Origin of the sequence: Cupriavidus sp. U2 (assembly GCF_009663685.2) — a bacterium.
In the GTDB taxonomy this organism is placed as follows: Bacteria; Pseudomonadota; Gammaproteobacteria; order Burkholderiales; family Burkholderiaceae; genus Cupriavidus; species Cupriavidus necator_C.
This window is the reverse complement of record NZ_RCOG02000027.1, coordinates 34,831-52,465: the sequence shown is the minus strand read 5'-3', so window position 1 is coordinate 52,465 and position 17,635 is coordinate 34,831. Positions and strand designations below refer to the sequence as shown.

The 17,635-nt window shown below is 67.2% G+C and carries 15 protein-coding genes; 5 read left to right on the top strand and 10 right to left on the bottom strand.

Annotated features, from left to right (window positions below; translation table 11 throughout):
* Positions 1 to 38: 38 nt before the first annotated feature.
* The 7 genes from D9X30_RS19815 to D9X30_RS19785 form a co-directional block, all read right to left on the bottom strand.
* Positions 39 to 893 (bottom strand): phosphodiesterase, encoded by an 855-nt coding sequence (locus D9X30_RS19815; RefSeq protein WP_153948813.1) that lies wholly within the window; start codon positions 891 to 893, stop codon positions 39 to 41.
* Positions 890 to 1,948 (bottom strand): ABC transporter ATP-binding protein, encoded by a 1,059-nt coding sequence (locus D9X30_RS19810; protein ID WP_153948814.1) that lies wholly within the window; start codon positions 1,946 to 1,948, stop codon positions 890 to 892. Before D9X30_RS19810 ends, D9X30_RS19815 begins: the two co-directional genes overlap by 4 nt.
* Positions 1,941 to 2,843, bottom strand: coding sequence for an ABC transporter permease (locus D9X30_RS19805; RefSeq protein WP_153948815.1), 903 nt, complete (start codon positions 2,841 to 2,843; stop codon positions 1,941 to 1,943). The genes D9X30_RS19810 and D9X30_RS19805 overlap by 8 nt, the downstream gene beginning before the upstream one ends.
* Positions 2,844 to 2,853: 10 nt before the next feature.
* Complete coding sequence (locus tag D9X30_RS19800) at positions 2,854 to 3,672, bottom strand: ABC transporter permease (RefSeq protein ID WP_153948816.1); 819 nt, start codon at positions 3,670 to 3,672, stop codon at positions 2,854 to 2,856.
* A gap of 22 nt (positions 3,673 to 3,694) precedes the next feature.
* Entirely contained in the window at positions 3,695 to 4,729 is a 1,035-nt protein-coding gene (locus D9X30_RS19795; RefSeq protein ID WP_153948817.1) for an ABC transporter substrate-binding protein, read from the bottom strand.
* 51 nt (positions 4,730 to 4,780) lie between these two features.
* The gene (locus D9X30_RS19790; protein WP_153948818.1) at positions 4,781 to 5,869 is read right to left on the bottom strand and encodes a substrate-binding domain-containing protein; all 1,089 of its coding nucleotides are present in this window, start codon (positions 5,867 to 5,869) and stop codon (positions 4,781 to 4,783) included.
* A 204-nt stretch (positions 5,870 to 6,073) separates the two neighbouring features.
* The gene (locus D9X30_RS19785; protein ID WP_153948819.1) at positions 6,074 to 6,457 is read right to left on the bottom strand and encodes a nuclear transport factor 2 family protein; all 384 of its coding nucleotides are present in this window, start codon (positions 6,455 to 6,457) and stop codon (positions 6,074 to 6,076) included.
* 237 nt (positions 6,458 to 6,694) lie between these two features.
* Between D9X30_RS19785 and D9X30_RS19780 the strand changes: the two genes are divergently transcribed.
* Positions 6,695 to 8,293 carry a DUF1800 domain-containing protein gene (locus D9X30_RS19780; protein ID WP_153948820.1) on the top strand — a complete coding sequence of 533 codons (1,599 nt, stop codon included), beginning with the start codon at positions 6,695 to 6,697 and terminating at the stop codon, positions 8,291 to 8,293.
* Positions 8,294 to 8,323: 30 nt separating this feature from the next.
* Complete coding sequence (locus D9X30_RS19775; RefSeq protein WP_153948821.1) at positions 8,324 to 9,628, top strand: DUF1501 domain-containing protein; 1,305 nt, start codon at positions 8,324 to 8,326, stop codon at positions 9,626 to 9,628.
* A gap of 18 nt (positions 9,629 to 9,646) precedes the next feature.
* Here the strand turns inward: D9X30_RS19775 and D9X30_RS19770 are convergent, their stop codons facing one another.
* A complete protein-coding gene (locus D9X30_RS19770) occupies positions 9,647 to 10,618 on the bottom strand; it encodes a bifunctional helix-turn-helix transcriptional regulator/GNAT family N-acetyltransferase (RefSeq protein WP_153948822.1) in 972 nt (323 codons plus the stop codon).
* Between the two features lie 229 nt (positions 10,619 to 10,847).
* On the opposite strand from D9X30_RS19770, the gene D9X30_RS19765 reads away from it, so the two are divergent.
* Positions 10,848 to 11,639 carry an EAL domain-containing protein gene (locus D9X30_RS19765; protein WP_228770987.1) on the top strand — a complete coding sequence of 264 codons (792 nt, stop codon included), beginning with the start codon at positions 10,848 to 10,850 and terminating at the stop codon, positions 11,637 to 11,639.
* 57 nt (positions 11,640 to 11,696) lie between these two features.
* Here D9X30_RS19765 and D9X30_RS19760 read toward each other — a convergent pair whose 3' ends face one another.
* Positions 11,697 to 14,165: a penicillin-binding protein 1A gene (locus D9X30_RS19760; RefSeq protein ID WP_153948823.1), complete on the bottom strand. Its 2,469-nt coding sequence runs from the start codon at positions 14,163 to 14,165 to the stop codon at positions 11,697 to 11,699.
* Between the two features lie 318 nt (positions 14,166 to 14,483).
* Here D9X30_RS19760 and D9X30_RS19755 point away from each other — a divergent pair, with 318 nt between their 5' ends.
* Positions 14,484 to 15,563 carry a porin gene (locus D9X30_RS19755; protein ID WP_249641018.1) on the top strand — a complete coding sequence of 360 codons (1,080 nt, stop codon included), beginning with the start codon at positions 14,484 to 14,486 and terminating at the stop codon, positions 15,561 to 15,563.
* 116 nt (positions 15,564 to 15,679) lie between these two features.
* On the opposite strand, the gene D9X30_RS19750 is transcribed toward D9X30_RS19755, so the two are convergent.
* Positions 15,680 to 16,012: a hypothetical protein gene (locus D9X30_RS19750; RefSeq protein WP_153948824.1), complete on the bottom strand. Its 333-nt coding sequence runs from the start codon at positions 16,010 to 16,012 to the stop codon at positions 15,680 to 15,682.
* A 379-nt stretch (positions 16,013 to 16,391) separates the two neighbouring features.
* Here D9X30_RS19750 and D9X30_RS19745 point away from each other — a divergent pair, with 379 nt between their 5' ends.
* A complete protein-coding gene (locus D9X30_RS19745) occupies positions 16,392 to 17,411 on the top strand; it encodes an IS30-like element IS1086 family transposase (RefSeq protein WP_153948825.1) in 1,020 nt (339 codons plus the stop codon).
* Positions 17,412 to 17,635 lie beyond the last annotated feature (224 nt).

The following is a 17,635-nucleotide window of genomic DNA, read 5'->3' as shown; positions in this document are numbered from 1 at the left end:
ATGGAAGCAGCACGCGCACCGGGCGTGTGCCGCTGCCCTCAGTCGATCAGCTTGCCGTCCGCGTCGAAGAACGGGTGCCGCGCCCCGTGGTCGCCAATGGCCGCCAGATGCGTGACCAGGCCGTGTTGCGGATGCCACCAGTGCAGCAGGTAGCCCGGCGGCTCCATGCGGAAGCACGACGGCGCTTGGGGGTCCAGGTCCAGCGCCACCTGGTGCGCAGGGCCGGGCGCGGTCATGGCGATGGTCCCGCCAAAGCGGCGCGTGATCTGCCGGTGCAGATGGCCGCAGATCACGCGTTCCACCTGCGGATGCCGGGCGATGACCGCTTCCAGGGCCGCCGCGTTGTCCAGCCCCTGCACGTCCATGTGGCCGATGCCGGTATGGAACGGCGGATGGTGCAGCATGACCAGCGTGGGCTGCTGCGGCGCGGCGGACAGCGTGGCATCGAGCCAGGCCAGCCCGTCGGGCTCGGCACGGCCTCCCGGCTTGCCGGGCACGGTGCAGTCGAAGCCCACCAGCCGCAGCGGGCCGGCATCGATGGCGTAGTGCACCGGCGCCTCGCCGTCGCCGCTGGCGAACAGGTAGTCGTGATCGGCAAACACGCTGCGCAGCGACGTGCGGTGGTCGTGGTTGCCGGGCAGCAGCTTCACGGGCATCGGCAGGCGCTGCAGGATGTCGCGCAGGAAGCGGTACTCGTGGACATCGCCGAAGTCCACCAGGTCGCCGGTGACCACCACCAGATCGGGCAGTTGCGGGGCCGCCAGCAGCGTGTCGATGGCCGCGTGCAGCGCGCCGGCAGTGTCCACCATGCGGTAGGACAGCTTGCCGCCGGCCTTGATGTGCAGATCGGTCAGTTGCGCCACGAGGTAGGGCGCCGGGTTTGCGAGGGTCATACGGCTTGGCAAAGCGTGATCAGGTGTTGGGTATCGATGCGCAGGCCCACGCGCGTGCCGGCCGCCCAGGCATCGCGGCGGGCGGTATCGACGATCAGCGGCGCGGTGGCGCCCACATCCACCAGCAGGCGGGTGTGGTTGCCCAGGAACAGCGCCGTGACGACCGTGCCTTCCACATGGGCATCGTCGGCGTGCACCAGCGCCACGTCCTCGGGCCGGAACATCAGGCGCGCGGTCGCCGTCGTCGGCGCATCGTCGGGCGGCCCCATCGGCACGGTGCCGCCGGGCACGCGCCAGCGGCCTGCCTCGGCCGTGCCCGGCAGGTGGTTCATGGTGCCGATGAAGTCGGCCACGAACGCGTTGGCCGGGGCGCGGTAGATGTTCTGCGGCGTGCCGGCCTGGGCAATGCGGCCCTTGTCCATCACGATGATGCGGTCGCCCAGCGCCATGGCCTCGGCCTGGTCGTGCGTGACGTACACGGCGGTGATATGCAGGCTGCGCAGCAGCTGGTTGATATCGGCGCGCAGCGCATCGCGCAGCTTGGCATCGAGCGCGGTCAGCGGCTCGTCCAGCAGCAGCACGCGCGGCTGCACGGCGATGGCGCGCGCAAGCGCCACACGCTGGCGCTGGCCGCCGGACAGCTGGTCGATGCGGCGGTCGGCAAACGGCTCCAGGTGCATCATCGCCAGCATCTCGTCCACGCGGCGGCGGCGCGCGGCGCTGTCCACGCGCCGTACGCGCAGACCATAGGCGATGTTCTCGGACACGCTCATGTTCGGAAACAGCGCGTAGTTCTGGAACACCATGCCCACCCCGCGCTGCTCGATGGGCTGGTCGGTCACGCGCGTGTCGCCAAACCAGACCTCGCCGCCGGCATCGGGCTGCTCCAGGCCGGCGATGATGCGCAGCGTGGTGGTCTTGCCGCAGCCCGACGGCCCCAGCAGCACCACGGTTTCACCGGCGCCGATATCCAGGTCCAGCGGCTGCAGCGCCAGTGTGCCGTCTGCGAACGTCTTGGCGCACTGGCGCAGGCGGATGGGAGTGGGCTCATGCATGGCGGCTTCCTGGAACGGTGGAGGCGTTGGGGGTGGGAACGGTCTGTGGCAGGCCCACGGGCGCGTCCTGGGCAGGTTCGGCAACCGGCGCGTGGCGCCGTGCGCGGGCCCCCAGTGCGCTGGCGGCCTGCATGAACACCAGCATCGGAATGATCATGACGAAGAACACGATGGTGTAGGCCGACCCGATTTCGAGCCGCATCGACGCGTAGCTGTCGGCCAGGCCCACCGGCAGCGTCTGCGTGGTGGGGGTGTGCAGCATCCAGGTCAGGTTGAACTCGCCCACGGACAGCGTCACCACCATCAGCGCGCCGGCCAGGATGCCCTGGCGGCAGTTCGGCAGCACCACGGTGAAGAATCGCTGCAGGCGCGTGGCGCCCAGGCTGGCGGCGGCATCTTCCAGCGTGCGGATATCGATGGCCGCCAGGATGGCCAGCACCGCCCGTACCATGAACGGCAGTGTGAACACCACATGGCCGATCAGGATGAACACCCAGCTCGTGCGCAGGCCTTGCCAGCTGCCGTAGAGCAGGATCAGGCCCAGCGCCGTGGCCAGCCCGGGCAGCGCCACGGGCAGCATCAGCAGTTCCTCGATCAGGCGCGTCACGCGGTTGCGCCGCAGGGCCATGTAGTACGCCGCGGGCACGCCGATCACCAGCGTGCAGGCCAGGCAGGCCAGTGCGATGCCCAGCGACAGGAAGATGGTGTTGCGATAGAGCGACCAGACTTCTTCGAGCCAGCGCGTAGTGAGCCCGCTCGACAGGCCCACGAAGATGTTGTTGGTCAGGCCGGCCAGCACGGACAGCACCACGGGCACGGTCATGAAGGCGCAGACCAGCAGGGTCAGCGTCAGTTGCAGCCAGTAGCCGGCGCGGCGGGGTTGGGCGGTGCGCATGCGGCAATCCTCAGGCGGTGGCGGCGACGGTGTCGCCGGAGTACCAGCGCGCCAGCGCCAGCAGGGCCCATGTGACCACGCCAAGCAGGATCGACAGCGCGGCGGCCATGCCGAAGTTGGCGTAGTTGGTGAACTCGTTGTAGATCGTCAGCGGCAGCACGTCGAGTTGCGTGGCCAGCGTGAAGGCCGTGCCGAACGCGCCCATGCTGGTGGCAAAGCAGATGGCGCCGCTGGACAGCATGGCCGGCATCAGCGCGGGCAGCATCACGTCGCGCACCACGCGCCACGGGCTGGCGCCCAGCGAGCGCGCCGCTTCCTCCAGCGATGGGTCGAGCTTTTCCACGGCGGCCATCACGGTCAGGATCACGCGTGGAATCGAGAAATAGAGATAGCCGACGAACAGGCCGGCCAGCCCGTAGGCAAACGTCCATCGCTCGCCCGCCAGCACATCGCCGATGCTGGCCAGCAGTCCGTTGCGGCCCCCGAGCATGATGACCATGAAGCCGATCACCACGCCCGGGAACGCCAGCGGAAAGGTCAGCATCGCCACCAGCACCGGCTTGCCCGGCACCGGGTGGCGCTGCAGGAAGGTGCCCGCGATGCCGGCGATTGCCAGCGTGGCCAGCGTGACCAGCGCGGACAGCACCACCGTGACCATCAGGCTGTGCAGATAGCGGGCGCTGGTCAGCACGGTCCAGTAGACTCCCGCGCCGTCGCGGCCGGTCAGGCTGACTTCGATCAGCCGCGCCATCGGCAGGCAGAAGAACGCCAGGAACACGAGCAGCGCGGGCAGCGCGAACAGGAAGAGGGCGGGTGATCGCTGGGTCATGGTGCGGGTGCGGGCCGGTGGTTTAGCGCACTTCCTTCAGGTACTGGTCGCTGAAGGCCTTCTGCGACTGGGCCATCTTGCCGAAGTCCACCGGCTTGGCCCGGGCATAGTCGGCGGCGGGCAGGAAGCGCGACTGCACTTCGGCCGGCATCGGCACATTGCGCACCGGACGCAGGTAGGCGTTGGCCCACAGCGCCTGGCCCTGGTCGGACAGCACGAAGTCCAGCACCTTGCGGCCTTCGGCGGCGTGCGGCGCGTTGTTGACCAGGCTCATCACGTAAGGCACCACCAGCGTGCCTTCCTTCGGAATCACGAAGGCCACGTTGGCGCGATCCTTGTACTTGGCGCGGTAGGCGTTGAAGTCGTAGTCCAGCAGGATGGGGATCTCGCCGGACAGCACGCGCGCATAGGCGGTCTGCTTCGGCACGATGGGCTGGTTCTTCTGCAGGTCGCGGAAGTACTTGAAGGCCGGGCCGAAGTTGTCCAGCGAGCCGCCCATGGCCTGGTTCACGGCCACTGCGCCCACATAGCCCACAAAGGCGCTGGCCGGATCGAGGTAGCCCACCAGGCCCTTGTATTCGGGCTTGAGCAGGTCGGCCCACGACTGCGGCACGGGCTTGCCGCGTAGCGCGTCGACGTTGACCATGAAGCCCAGCGTGCCCGAGTGGATGGCGAACCAGTGGCCTTGCGGGTCTTTCAGGCCGTCGGGGATGTCGTTCCAGTGGGCCGGCTTGTACGGCTGGGTCACGCCGTCGGCCTTGGCCTGGATGCCGAAGGTCACGCCCAGGTAGGTCACGTCGGCCACCGGGGCGGCCTTTTCGGCCACCAGCTGCGCCAGCGACTGGCCCGAGTTCTTGTTGTCGAACGGCACGGTGACGCCGGTCTTTTCCTTGATCGCGCGGATCTGCGCGGCCCAGTCGGCCCATTCGGGCGGGCAGTTGTAGCAGATGGCGGTCTGCGCGGCGGCGCCCTGGCTGAAGGCGGCAAAGGTGGTGGCGACAGCGGCGGCGGTGGCCAGCCAGCGCAGCGGACGGCGCCAGAAGGATTGCGTCGACATGTAAGGCTCCCTGGTTAGGTCGGTCGGTCGGTCAGTCAGTCGGTGGTTGGATCAGGCAGGAACTGCGGGCGCGCTGACGGTGCCCTCGATACGTAATGCATGCGGCAGCAGCATGGCGTTGCCGTCGGCGCCCGCCGAGCCCACATCGAGCCGGTGCAGCAATTGCGTGATGGCCTGCGTGCCAATGTCGGCATTGGGCTGGACAACGGTGGCCAGCGGCGGCTCCACCAGCGCGCCAAGGGCGATACCGTCGTAGCCCAGGACCGAGACATCGCGCGGCACGCGCAGCCCCAGCCGCTTGAGATCGGAGATCACGCCGATGGCGAGCAGGTCGTTGGTGCAGAAAAACGCGGTAGGCGCGTCGGGCTGGGCCATCAGCGCCTGGATCTGGGGCGCGTTGCTGGCCGTGTGGGACGGCAGGTTGACCGGGTCGCGTACCGGCAGGCCGTGGGCGCGCATGGCATCGGCATAGCCGGCAAAGCGTTGGCGGGCGCGGTCGGACGCGGTGAAGGCCCCCGAAATCACCGCGATGCGCCGATGGCCGGCCGCGATCAGCGCGTTGACGCCCTCGCAGGCGCTGGTCTGGTTGTCCACCGACACCGAATGCCGGCCACGCTGCATGCCGTCGCCCGACACCTGGTTGTAAGCCAGCACGTAGGGCACCGATTCGCGGTCGAGCTGGTCCAGCACGGTGCTGTCGCAGGCGTCGGCCACGGTCAGCACCATGCCATCGACGCGGTGACGCAACAGATATTCGATGCGCGCACGTTCGCGGGCCGGATCGTAGTTGCTGGTGACCAGCATCAGGGAGTAGCCTGCCTCCATGGCCGATTCTTCAATTCCGCGCCAGCATTCGGCAAACACGGCATTGTCCAGCGTGGGCAGCATGACGCCGACGATACGGGTGCGTTGCGCGCGCAGCTTGGCGCCCAGCAGGTTGGGGCGGAACGACAGCCGGCGCGCGGCCTCGTGCACGCGCTGGGCGGTGGCTTCGCGCACCAGCTGCGGATGGCTGAAGACGCGTGACGCAGTGGCCAGCGACACCTTGGCGGCCAGCGCCACGTCGGCCAGCGTGACCCCCTGGCCAGGTTCGGCGGAAGCCAGGCGGGGCGGCAGGACGGCGCGGCGGGATGTTGGCATGCATTCCTCATCGGATGGCGCACTTCAGGATGAAAACGTTTTCATTGAAGTGCCGGAAAATCAGGCGTCAAGGAATATTTGCGCTGCGCTGCCGCAAAGTGGGCTGCGCAGGCTCCCGCGCCTGTCATCGACGCGCATTGTCACGGGGCTCTGTGACGGGACGATGACAGGGGAGGGGTCCGGTCCGATCTGGCCGGGGCGGCCTTACCTGGTCTTGGGCGCGGCGCTGAACGTCTTGTTGGCGATCTTCCACACGCCGTCGATCTGCAGCAGGTTCATGTAGTCGGTGAACGTCACCTCGGGATAGTCCAGCACGATCTTGGCCGTGGCGGCGTTGCCGACCACGTCGAAGCTGGCGATATGGCGGCGGCGCTGGGCCTCGTCGGGCTGCGGCTGGCCCTGGAAACGCTTCGAGAACTCGTCCACCGTCAGCGAATGCAGCGCGCCGTCGCGGAACGAAATGATGCGGGCGTCGGCGTGGAACGCCTCGAAGATGTGCTCGGCCTTGCCGGTGCGATGGGCTTCCAGGTACTGCTCCAGCGGTGCCAGGGCGGGAATGTGCTGCGAAGTGGCGGCGTGTGCGGTCATGTCTGTCCTCCGTATTGATGCGGGTTGCGCTGGCCCGGAATCGTGCGCCCGGGCCGATCGGGCCGTTCATTGTATCCGTAAATTGTATGCAAAACCGACTTGGAATGTGCCGTGGACCGGGGCGGGAAAATTTTCGTAACAGACTGCGAGGGCGGCCCGGTCAACCAACCGGCGCGCCGGACGTCAAACCGGCATTCCGGCACGCGATGTGCGCACAGGACAAAGGAACGGGCGCCTATGGAACCCCCACGGATCAGCAGGCTGCGGCAATGGCGCATACCCGGTTGGCCGGCCTTGCTGGCATGGCTGGCGCTATCGGCGGCGCTGGCCGCCTGTGCGTCAACGGCGTCCGATGATGCAACGCACCATGGCAAGCTGTCGGCGGCTGACCTGCGCTGGCTCAACACGGTCAGCTTTGGTGCCGACCAGGCCAGCGTGCAGCGCCTGCAAGCGATCGGGCGGCAGCGCTATCTCGACGAGCAGATCCGGATGCCGCTGGCCGATCCGCCCCAGTTGGCCCAGGCCATTGCCGCATTGCCGCTCAGCCAGGGCGATGCTGTGCAGCGGACGCAGGCCGTGCGCGCCGAGCGGCAGCGTATCCAGGCGCTGACCGACGAGACCGAAAAGCAGCAGGCCCGCGAGGCGCTGAACCGCCAGGGGCGGGAGCTCGTGATCGATACCGGCCGCCGCCACCTGCTGCGCGCGCTCTATTCCCCGTCGCAACTGCGCGAGCAGATGACGTGGTTCTGGCTGAATCATTTCAACGTCTACGCCGAGAAAGGACAGGTGCGCTACGCGCTGGCCGATTTCGAGGCACGCGCGATCCGGCCGCATGCGCTGGGCAAGTTCCGCGACCTGCTGATGGCTACGGTCACGTCGCCGGCCATGCTCGAATACCTGGACAACGCCCAGAGCGCGGCCAATCGCATCAACGAGAACTACGCGCGCGAGCTGATGGAACTGCATACCCTGGGTGTGGCCGGCGGCCCGAGCGGGTCGCGCTATACCCAGCAGGACGTGCAGGAACTGGCGCGCGTGCTGACCGGGCTGGGCATCAACGCGCGCGGCGAGCCGCCGCGGCTGTCGGCCGAACGCGCGGCCATGTACCGCAGCGACGGCCTGTTCGAGTTCAATCCGAACCGCCACGACTTCGGCGCCAAGACGCTGCTGGGCCAGACCATCGCGCCGCGCGGGTTTGCCGAGGTGGAGCAGGCCGTGTCGATCCTGGCGCGCGACCCGGCCACGGCGCGCTTCGTGTCGGCCAGGCTGGCCACGTACTTCGTGTCGGACAACCCGCCGCCGCAGCTGGTGACGCAGATGGCCGCCACGTTCACGCGCACCGACGGCGATATCGGCGCGGTGCTGCGCACGATGTTCCTGTCGCACTGGTTCGACCAGTCGGCTGCCGAGGGCGCGCGCAAGTTCAAGGACCCGATGGTCTTCGTGGTGTCGTCGATGCGGCTGGCCTACGATGGCCGGCCGGTGTCGAACCTGCGTCCGATGATCAACTGGCTGAACCAGCTTGGCGAGCCGCTGTATGGCCATGTGGCACCCGACGGCTATCCGCTGACCGAGAGCGCATGGGCCAGTTCGGGGCAACTGGTCAAGCGTTTCGAGATCGCACGCACGATCGGCAGCGGGCCGGCCGGGCTGTTCTCCGACGAGAGCGGTCAGCCCGCCGCGCAACGCGGATTCCCGATGCCGAACAACCGCGTGTTCTACGACACCATCGAGGGCACGCTGGGTACGGCCACGCGCCAGGCGCTTGCCCAGGCGGGGTCGCAGCAGGAATGGAACGCCGTGCTGCTCAGTTCGCCGGAATGGATGCAGCGGTAGGGCACCGGTCATCCAACGATAGGGGCAACCATGAATCGACGCCACTGGCTCAGGACGATGGGCGGCGCGGGGCTTGCGCTGACGCTGCCGACCGTGACATCGCGCGTGTTCGCGCTACCGGCCCAGGCCGATGCGCGCTTTTTGCTGGTATTCCTGCGCGGCGGCTACGATGCGGCCAACGTGCTGGTGCCGTCCGGCAGCGATTTCTACTACGCGTCGCGACCCAATATCGCCATCTGGCCGCCGGTGGCCCAGGGCGCCGCGCCCGACCCGGCCGCCGCGCTGTCGCTGGGTGTCGATGGCTGGGCCCTGCATCCCGCGCTGGGCGCCACGATGTTGCCGGTGTGGCAGCGCCAGCAGTTGGCGTTCGTGCCGTTCGCGGGCACCAGCGACATGTCGCGCAGTCACTTCGAAACGCAGGACGGTATCGAGGCGGGGCTGGCCGGCGACGGCCATGGCGCAGGCACACCCAAAGGCAGCGGCTTCCTGAACCGGCTGACGCAGGCCATGGGCGGGCAGGCGGCGCCGGTGGCCTTCACCGATGGCCTGCCGATGGTGCTGTCCGGCGCGGCCAACGTGCCCAATGTGTCGCTCAAGGGCACCGGCCGCGCTCCGTTCGATGCCCGCCAGACGCAAACACTGGCGCAGATGTACAAGGGCACGCGCTTCGAGTCGCTGATTGCGGAAGGTTTCGATCTGCGCCAGACCGTGGCCGAACAGGCCGAGGCGATGCGCAAGCACGAGGCGGCCATGCGCGCGGCCAGCGCGGGCGCGGCGGGCGACACCATGTCCGGGCGCATGCAGGAAATGCAGGCCGCCAACCGGCGTGCGCTGACGGCACGCGGTTTCGAGCAGGAAGCGCGCCGCATGGCCGGGCTGATGCGCGATAAATTCAATCTCGGCTTTATCGACGTGGGCGGCTGGGACACGCACGTCAACCAGGGCGGCGCGCAAGGGCAGCTGGCCAACCTGCTGGACAACCTGGGCCGCGGCATCGCCGGATTCTCGGAGGAAATGGGGCCGGCGTGGCGCAACACCACCGTGGTGGCCATCTCCGAATTCGGCCGCACCTTCCGCGAGAACGGCACGCGCGGCACCGACCACGGGCACGGCACGGTCTACTGGGTGGCCGGCGGCAACGTGCGGGGCGGGCGCATGGTGGGTGAACAGGTCGCGATTGCCCCGTCAACCTTGAACCAGAACCGCGACTATCCGGTGCTCAACGACTACCGGTCGGTGCTGGGCGGCCTGTTCCGAAGGCTGTACGGGCTGGACGACGGCCGCCTGGCGCAGGTCTTTCCGGGTAGCCGGCCAAGCGATATCGGGCTGGTGTAGGGCAGGGCGCGACGTCGATCAAGGCTTGCGACGGCTGAAGCGTTGCTCGGTCACCTCGCTGCCCCATTGGGTGCCGGCCGCCTCGCTGGTCAGTACAAAGCCGAACGACTCATAGAGATGCCGGGCCGAATCGAGGCCCTTGAAGGTCCAGAGCCAGGTCTCGTCAAACGCGTGCGCGTCCACGAACTGCATCGCGTTGGCCATCAGTTGCCGGCCCACGCCTGAACCGCGCAGCGCGTCGTCGACGATAAACCAGCGCAGATGGGCCGTCCCCAGCGCCGGGTCGCCGTCGATGGCCAGAGACGCCAGCGTGCGGCCGTCGTCGTGGTACAGCCACAGCGCCTTGCCCGGTGCCGGCAGCGTGGCGGCAAACTCGGCCAGTTCGGTGGCCACCCGCTTTTCGAAGAACGCGCCAAATCCCCAATGCTCGGCATAGAAGCGCCCGTGCAGGCTCGCGATATCGCCGATGCACCCGGGCCGGTAGCCTTCGACGATGGGCAGGCTGTCGGGCGTGCCTGCGGCGGCCCTGGCGGCGTTGTCCTGCGCCAGCGCGTCGGCATAGAGCGCCAGGGACCGCAGCAGCGCCTGCTGGTCGGACGGGAGCATGCGGCGCAACGCATTGGATACCTGGTCGGTCGCGAACTGGTCAATTTTCTCCCGCAGCTTTTTCCCTTTCGGCGTCAGGAACAGCTCCGTGGCACGCGCATCCTCGCTGGAGATTCGACGATGCAGGAACCCGGCGGCTTCCAGCCGCGCCACCTGCCGGCTGGTGTTCGATTTGTCCAGCCGCAAGACCTGGCCCAGGTCCTTGGCACTGATGCCGGGCGTCATGCCAATCTCCAGCACCGCGTGCACGGCCGAAGGCGCCAGGTCACTATCGGCCAGCGTGGCGCGCATGAAGCCCAGTTCGCGCACCAGCCGGCGCGAGAAATCGCGGAGTTCCAGGATGGTCCCGTCGCGGGACTGGGCGGGTGCTTCGATCAGGTCCATGGTGGCCTCCGGCCGGCGGTCAATTGAGGGAATTGGTTGCGATGCGCAAGCAATATTAGTTGCGATGCGCAACCTTGTCAAAAGCCTCCTTGGCTCGGTCACCCTCCCAAAGCAGTACGTGCAACGCCTCAAGTCGGTCCGGGAAGTGCCGTTATCTCAACAGTGGGCGTGGCACCTGCCCACCAAATGATTCGTACAACACGATTCCTAGCCAGTTTGAGTGCAAGCCTTGTCGCGACCCCTGACGCCATCCATTGCCGATTGCCTCGAGCAACAACTGCTGCGGCCGGTCTTCCAGCCGATCGGCTCGCTCGTCACGGGCGAGGTGTTTGGATACGAGGCACTGATCCGCGGCCCGACGGGCACGCCGCTGGAGAGCCCGATCGCGCTGTTCGCCGAAGCGGCACGCGAGGGCAAGCACGTGGAACTCGAACGGCTGGCGGCGCGCATCTCGATCCGGGCGTTCATGGAATTCGACCTGCCGGGCAAGCTGTTCCTGAACTACAGCGCCGATTCCCTGCGCAATATCGAGGACACGCGCGACGAGGTACGGACCTTTCTGCAGGCCCAGGGGCTGCAATCCGAACGCATTGTGCTGGAGCTGACCGAGCAGGCGCCGCTGGGGCCGTTGGACACGCTGGCCAAGGCCGTGTATTCGATTCGCAGCCGCGGCGCGCAATTCGCGCTGGACGACTACGGCACCGGACACGCCGGCCTGGGGCAGTGGATTGCCCTGCAACCCGACTACGTGAAGATCGCGCGCGTCATCATTGACGGCGTGGCGTCGTCGCCGTTCCAGCGCGAGGCGCTGCAGGGGCTATGCAAGCTGGCCCGCACGGCCGGCACGCGGCTGATTGCCGAAGGCCTCGAACGCGTGGACGATCTGCTGGTGTGCCGCGACATGGGTATCGATCTGGCGCAGGGCTACCTGCTGGCCCGCCCGTCGCCGGAACCGCCGCTGTCGCTGTCCGATGCAGCCCTGCGCGCGCTGCATCGCGGCCGGCTGAGGATCGCCAGGTAACAGGGTGCGGATGGTTTTCTCCGCGCTTCCGCTTGCCGTGCGGGGGCGTGGCGCAGGTCAGAGCGCCGCGGGCGCCGAGGCTGGCGCAGGCGTGGAGGATGGTGCCGGGGTGGGCGCCGGGGTCGGTGCCGGGGTCGGTGCCGGGGTCGGTATCGGCGGCGCTGCCGACGGTTCGCTCGATGCTGCCATCTCATGGCCGCCAGGGGGCACGGCCTCCACCACTTCACCGGGGTCCAGCGCCAGGCCGTTGTCCGCGGATGCGGCCGTGGCGGGCGCCGAGGCTGGCGGCATGGCGTCGGCGTCCGTGGCCGGCAAGACCGGCCGGCGCGGTGCCGGGCGCGGCAGTGGCGCGCTGTCGTCCTTGCGGTCCGAGGCAAACAGCTTCTGATACCAGCCGCGTACCGTATCGGTCAGCCCCGAATACCAGGTTTTCTCGTCGACTTCGGCAAACCGCGCGCGCGCGTCCACGATGCGTGCGCGCAGGGCGCGCTGGTAGAAGTCACCCACGATGGGCAGCGCACTGTGCGCACCCTGGCCCCAGTAGTCGCTGCGCAGCGTCACGCGGCTGTCGTTGAAGCCTACCCAGGCCCCGGCCACCAGTTGCGGATGCATCAGGATGAACCAGCCGTCGGCGTTGTCCTGGGTCGTGCCGGTCTTGCCGGCCACATCGGCGCGAATGCCGTAGCGCGTGCGGATGGCCGTGCCGGTGCCGCGATCGACCACGTCGCGCATCACGTCGAGCAGCGTTTCGTTGGCCGTGGCCGATAGCGCGCGCTCGGGCGACGCGGGCCGGAAGCGGGCCAGTTCCTTGCCGTCGCGGTCCGTGATGCGGGTGATCATCGACGGCGCGAGGTACTGGCCGCCGTTGGCGATCGTGCCGTAGGCGCTGACCATCTCCTTGAGCGTGACGGGGCTCGTGCCCAGTGCCAGCGATGGCACTTCCTCCAGTTTGCTGTCGCGCACGCCCATGGCGCGGGCCAGTCGGGCCACGCGGTCGGGGCCCAGGTTCTGCACCAGTTGCGCCGTGATGGTGTTCTTGGAATAGACCAGACCGTCGCGCAGGCTCATCGCGCGGCCGGTGGGCGCCGTTTCGTCGGTCGGCCGCCAGATCTCGCCGCCGGCCAGCTTGATTTCCACGGGCTGGTCGATGAACGTCTCGTCGGGGCTCTGTCCGCGCGCGAATGCGGCGCCATAGACGAATGGCTTGAACGTGGAACCGGGCTGGCGGCGGGCCTGGGCCACGTGGTCGAACGCGTCCACGGTGAAATCGCGGCTGCCCACCCAGGCGCGGATTTCGCCGGTGGCCGGGTCCAGCGCCATGAAGCCGGCCTGCACGCGGGTCTTGTTCTGGCGCAGGTTCTGCATGAACGCGTTGTCGCGCATCAGGTGGTTCAGCGCATCGGCGTCGGTCTGGCCGCCGGCCACGGCGGCGCGGTATTCGGGCGTTTCGCGCACAAACTGCTGCACCAGGCCCCGGCTTTCGGCCCAGCCGGCGCGCGGCGCCCAGGCGGCATTGGCAATCGACTGCAGCTGGTTGGCCTGGCGTGCCAGCGCCTGGTTGGCCATGGCCTGCAGGCGGGCATCGATCGTCGTATGGATGACCAGGCCGTCGGTATACAGGTTGTAGTCGTTGCTGTCGGCCCACGAGATCAGCCACTTGCGCAGCTGCTGCGCGAAGTGGGCGGCCGGGCCGGGTTCCTCGACCTGCCGCTCGAAATCGATGCGCAGCGGGCGCCTCGCCAGCACTTCGTAGCGGGCGGCGTCGAGCTTGCCGCGCTTGACCATCTGCGCCAGCACGATATTGCGGCGTTCCAGTGCCCGCTGCGGGTTCAGTACCGGGTTGTAGTAGCTGTTGCCCTTGAGCATGCCGATCAGCGTGGCGGCTTCCAGCACGTCGAGCTGGCGGGCGGACTTGTCGAAATAGGTGCGCGCGGCCATCTCGATGCCGAACGCGTTGTACAGGAACGGCACCGTGTTCAGGTACGTTTCCAGGATCTCGTCCTTAGAGTACAGCGCCTCGATCTTCAGCGCCGTAATGGCCTCCTTGAGCTTGCGCGTCAGTGTGGGGGCCCGGCCGATCTCGTCCGGATAGCGGTTGCGCGCCAGCTGCTGGGTGATGGTCGAGCCACCCTGGCGGTCGCCCGAGAACGTGTGCAGCGCCGCCGATGCGGTACGGCGCCAGTCCAGCCCGAAGTGCTGGTAGAAGCGGTGATCCTCGGTGGCGATCAGCGCGTTGACGACATTGGGCGAAATGTCGGCCAGCTTGACCCAGTCGCGGTTGGCCCAGCGGTAGACGGCCAGTTCCTTGCCGTCGGCCGACAGCACCTGGGCCGGCTGCTCCGACTTGGCCTTGCGGATGTCGCTGATGCCGGGCGTAAACGGAATCAGCAGCAGCAGGTACAGCAGCAACAGCGCGGGAAGCGCGGCCACGGCCAGCAGGACGGTGCGTCGGCTGGGCCGGCGCAGGCGTTGCCTGAGCTGGGCCAGCCGTGGGCCGATATAGGTCTTGTATGAATCCAGGCGCATTGACGCAAGGCGAGGCAGGGCCGGTGCGCACCGTCATGGACCTGTCAAATGCCTTTCACGGAAAAGTGTGCATCCTACCTGAAGGTGGGTGGGGAAAACCCGCATTCTTCGCTGCCATCCGCCAAATATCCCACAAAAGTGGGGTGTCCCCGCCCGTTGCCGCGTCGCAACAGACACATGGGTTTCATATTTCATTGAAACAATTCGCCTGCCCCCACGGGTCATCGTTTCGGAAAGCGGCAGTACGTATCTCGTAGCCCCGTTCTGAAATAGTGACGGGGAAGCATCTCAATGTCTTAATAAATACGAGAACTCACAGTGAAGAAAGCACTATTTGCGCTGGCGGCAGCGGGTACCTGCGCGGTCTCCGGCGTTGCATCGGCCCAGTCCAACACCTCCGTGACGCTGTACGGCATTGCCGACGCCGGCATCGAATTCGCCAACCACTCGGGCACCGCACCGGCCGCCACGGGCAGCAAGGCGATGGTGAGCTCGGGCAATATGTCCGGCTCGCGCTGGGGCCTGCGTGGCGCCGAAGACCTCGGTGGCGGCCTCAAGGCCATCTTCACCCTGGAATCGGGCTTCGACATCGACACCGGCACGTCGGGCCAGGGCAGCCGCCTGTTCGGCCGCCAGGCTTTCGTTGGCATGCAAGGCAACTTCGGCGCCGTCACCCTGGGTCGCCAGCAAAACGCGCTGTATGACCTGTTCGGTGCCTACGACCCAATGGGCGTGGGCCCGAAGTACTCGCTGAACTCGGTCGACTCGGCCTTCAACGGCCGCGCCGACAATGCCATCAAGTACACGGGCAAGTTCGGTGGCCTGACGGGTACCGCCTTCTACAGCACGGGCCGCGATTCGACCGTGTCGGGCAGCACGGAAGTGCCGGGCAACTATCGCATCGGCCGCAACTTCGGCGCTGGCCTGGCCTATACCGCCGGCGCGTTCTCGGTGGGCACCGCCTACGATCAGTACCAGGGCAATGCCGCCAACGTCGCCGACCGCGCCGTCAAGCGCCTGGCCGTGGGCGGTTCGTACGACCTTGGCGTGGCCAAGCTGTTCGCCGGTTACCGCTGGATGCGTGACGACGGCATCGCTTCGCCCACCACGGCTTCGGCGCGCAACAACGTGTACTGGCTGGGTGGCCTGTATCGCGTGACGCCGGCCCTGTCGTTGACGGGCGCCGCCTACTACCAGGACGCGCACAACAGCGGCAATGATCCGTGGATGTTCGTGCTGTCGGCCGACTACTCGTTCTCGAAGCGTACCGACGTCTACCTGAACGTCGCGTACACGAAGAACAAGGATGCGTCGGCACTGTCGATGAGCAGCTCCGCTCCGGTCACCCCGGGAGCCAACCAGACCGGCGCCGTGGTCGGTATCCGTCACCGCTTCTAAGCAGGGAGACAGCCGGCAGACGGGGCCTTTCCCTCCGCGCCTGCCGGATAACAAACGCCCCTCACCCGGCTTGGCGGGAGGAGGGGCGTTCTGCTTCGGGGGTCCCCGCGTCCGCTTCAGGTCGCGGCGCCCTCGGCGGGGCGGTTTGCCCGGTCGGCCTGGGCATCGACCGAACGCAACCGGTCCAGCGCCCGCGTCAGCAAGGCGCCTTCCTCGGCATCGGCCGTCGCACGCAGCGTCTGCACGGCGTGGTGCAGGCGCTCGCGGTCCGGCGCCGCAAGCTTGTCGGTGTCCTCCATGGCCTCGATTTCCTTGTCCACGCGCTTGCACAGCTTGCGCACGAACTCGGGGTCCAACTGGCCCTGGCTGGCGCCATGTGCAATGTGATAGATCAGGGCCGCAAGCCCCTCTGCCGTGGTCTCTGTTGCGACGGCTGGATCATGTTTCATGTCGGCTCCCCGTTGAGGTCGATTCATTCTAGTGATCGGCGGCGGTCGCGGAAGTTGCGCCTGCCTGGGCCATTCCCGAATTGTGCTGGCGGCGCCGCACCATGTTCTTATTTCCGAAATATTTCATGACGAGAATGTCATCTCGTCGGCCCGACTGAACACGTTGGGAACGCATATGCGACCGGAGGGGTCGCCGCGGGCCGGCAGCCGCACCGTTCCAGCGGATCACATGGCAGTCCGCAGAGACACCAGTGAAGGAACGGCGGTGTTGCAGTGAAGTACGCGGGGATCCGAGCCGTCCGTCAGGACGGCTCTATTTCTTTCCGGGGCGGCCTCAAATTTGAAGTGCAACACCTTGCCATTCGGTAAGGTGTGATTAATGACGAGAACGAAGTACCAACAACTACAACCTGAAGAACGCATGCGCATCGAGATTTGGAAGGCCGAAGATGTCAGCCTGCGAGCCATGGCTCGCAGGCTTGGCCGCGCGCCTTCGACACTGATGCGGGAGCTTCGCCGCAATGCCACCGCCCGTGGCGGCTATGGCGCAATGAGCGCGCAAGCCTGCCGTACGCAACGCCTCAAGGCCAGCCGTCCAGTCGCCAAGCTCGCTCCTGATGGCGTACTGTGGGGCGTGGTGCGCCACTTCCTCGATCAGAAGTGGTCGCCCCAGGAAATCTCCGCTACGCTCAAGCGGGCCTTTCCTGATCAACCCGACCTCAACGTGTCCCACGAGACCATCTACAACGCCATCTACGCATACCCGCGGGGTGAGCTGCGCCGCCAGCTCATCGCCTGCTTGCGACAGGCCCGAACCAAACGTCTGCCGCGCTCGCGTGGAACCGACCGGCGCGGCCAGATTCCCGACATGGTCAGCATCCACGTGCGCCCGCCCGAGGTCAACGACCGGCTCATGCCCGGGCACTGGGAGGGCGACCTCATCAAGGGTGCGGGCAACCAATCCGCCGTAGGTGTGCTGGTCGAGCGTATGAGCCGCGCCGTACTGCTGGTCAAGATGCCGGACGCCACCGCTGCATCGGCTCTGGCCGGCTTCACCGGGAAGCTGCAAGCCCTGGTGGCCCCGCTGCGCCAGACCCTGACCTACGACCAGGGTCGAGAGATGGCCCGGCACGCCGAACTGAGCGCCGCCACTGGCGTGCGCGTGTACTTCTGCGACCCGCATAGCCCCTGGCAGCGCGGCACCTGTGAGAACACCAATGGTCTGCTGCGCCAGTACTTACCCAAGGGCACCGACCTGTCCGTCTACTCGCAGGAGGAACTTGACGCCATCGCCGACAGCCTCAACGGCCGCCCGCGCAAAACCCTGAACTGGCACTCCCCGCTACAAGTCCTCGCTCAGGTTCTGGCCAATCCCACGGACCGGCTTCCTGTTCAATAACTGAGGGGTGTTGCACTTCGCACTTGAAACCGCCCGGCCCTCTGACGGCGTCATCCCGCAGGCGCGGCGACATTTGATTATCGTCAATATAACGACGGTATTTTAATTCGATGAGATTGCCATGCCGTCTCGTAAAGGCAAGGCATGCGGTATGTCCTGCGCGCGTCCCCACCCCATCGATTCCCCGGAATGCTCGTGTTTATCGGGCCTCAGCATATACGCGG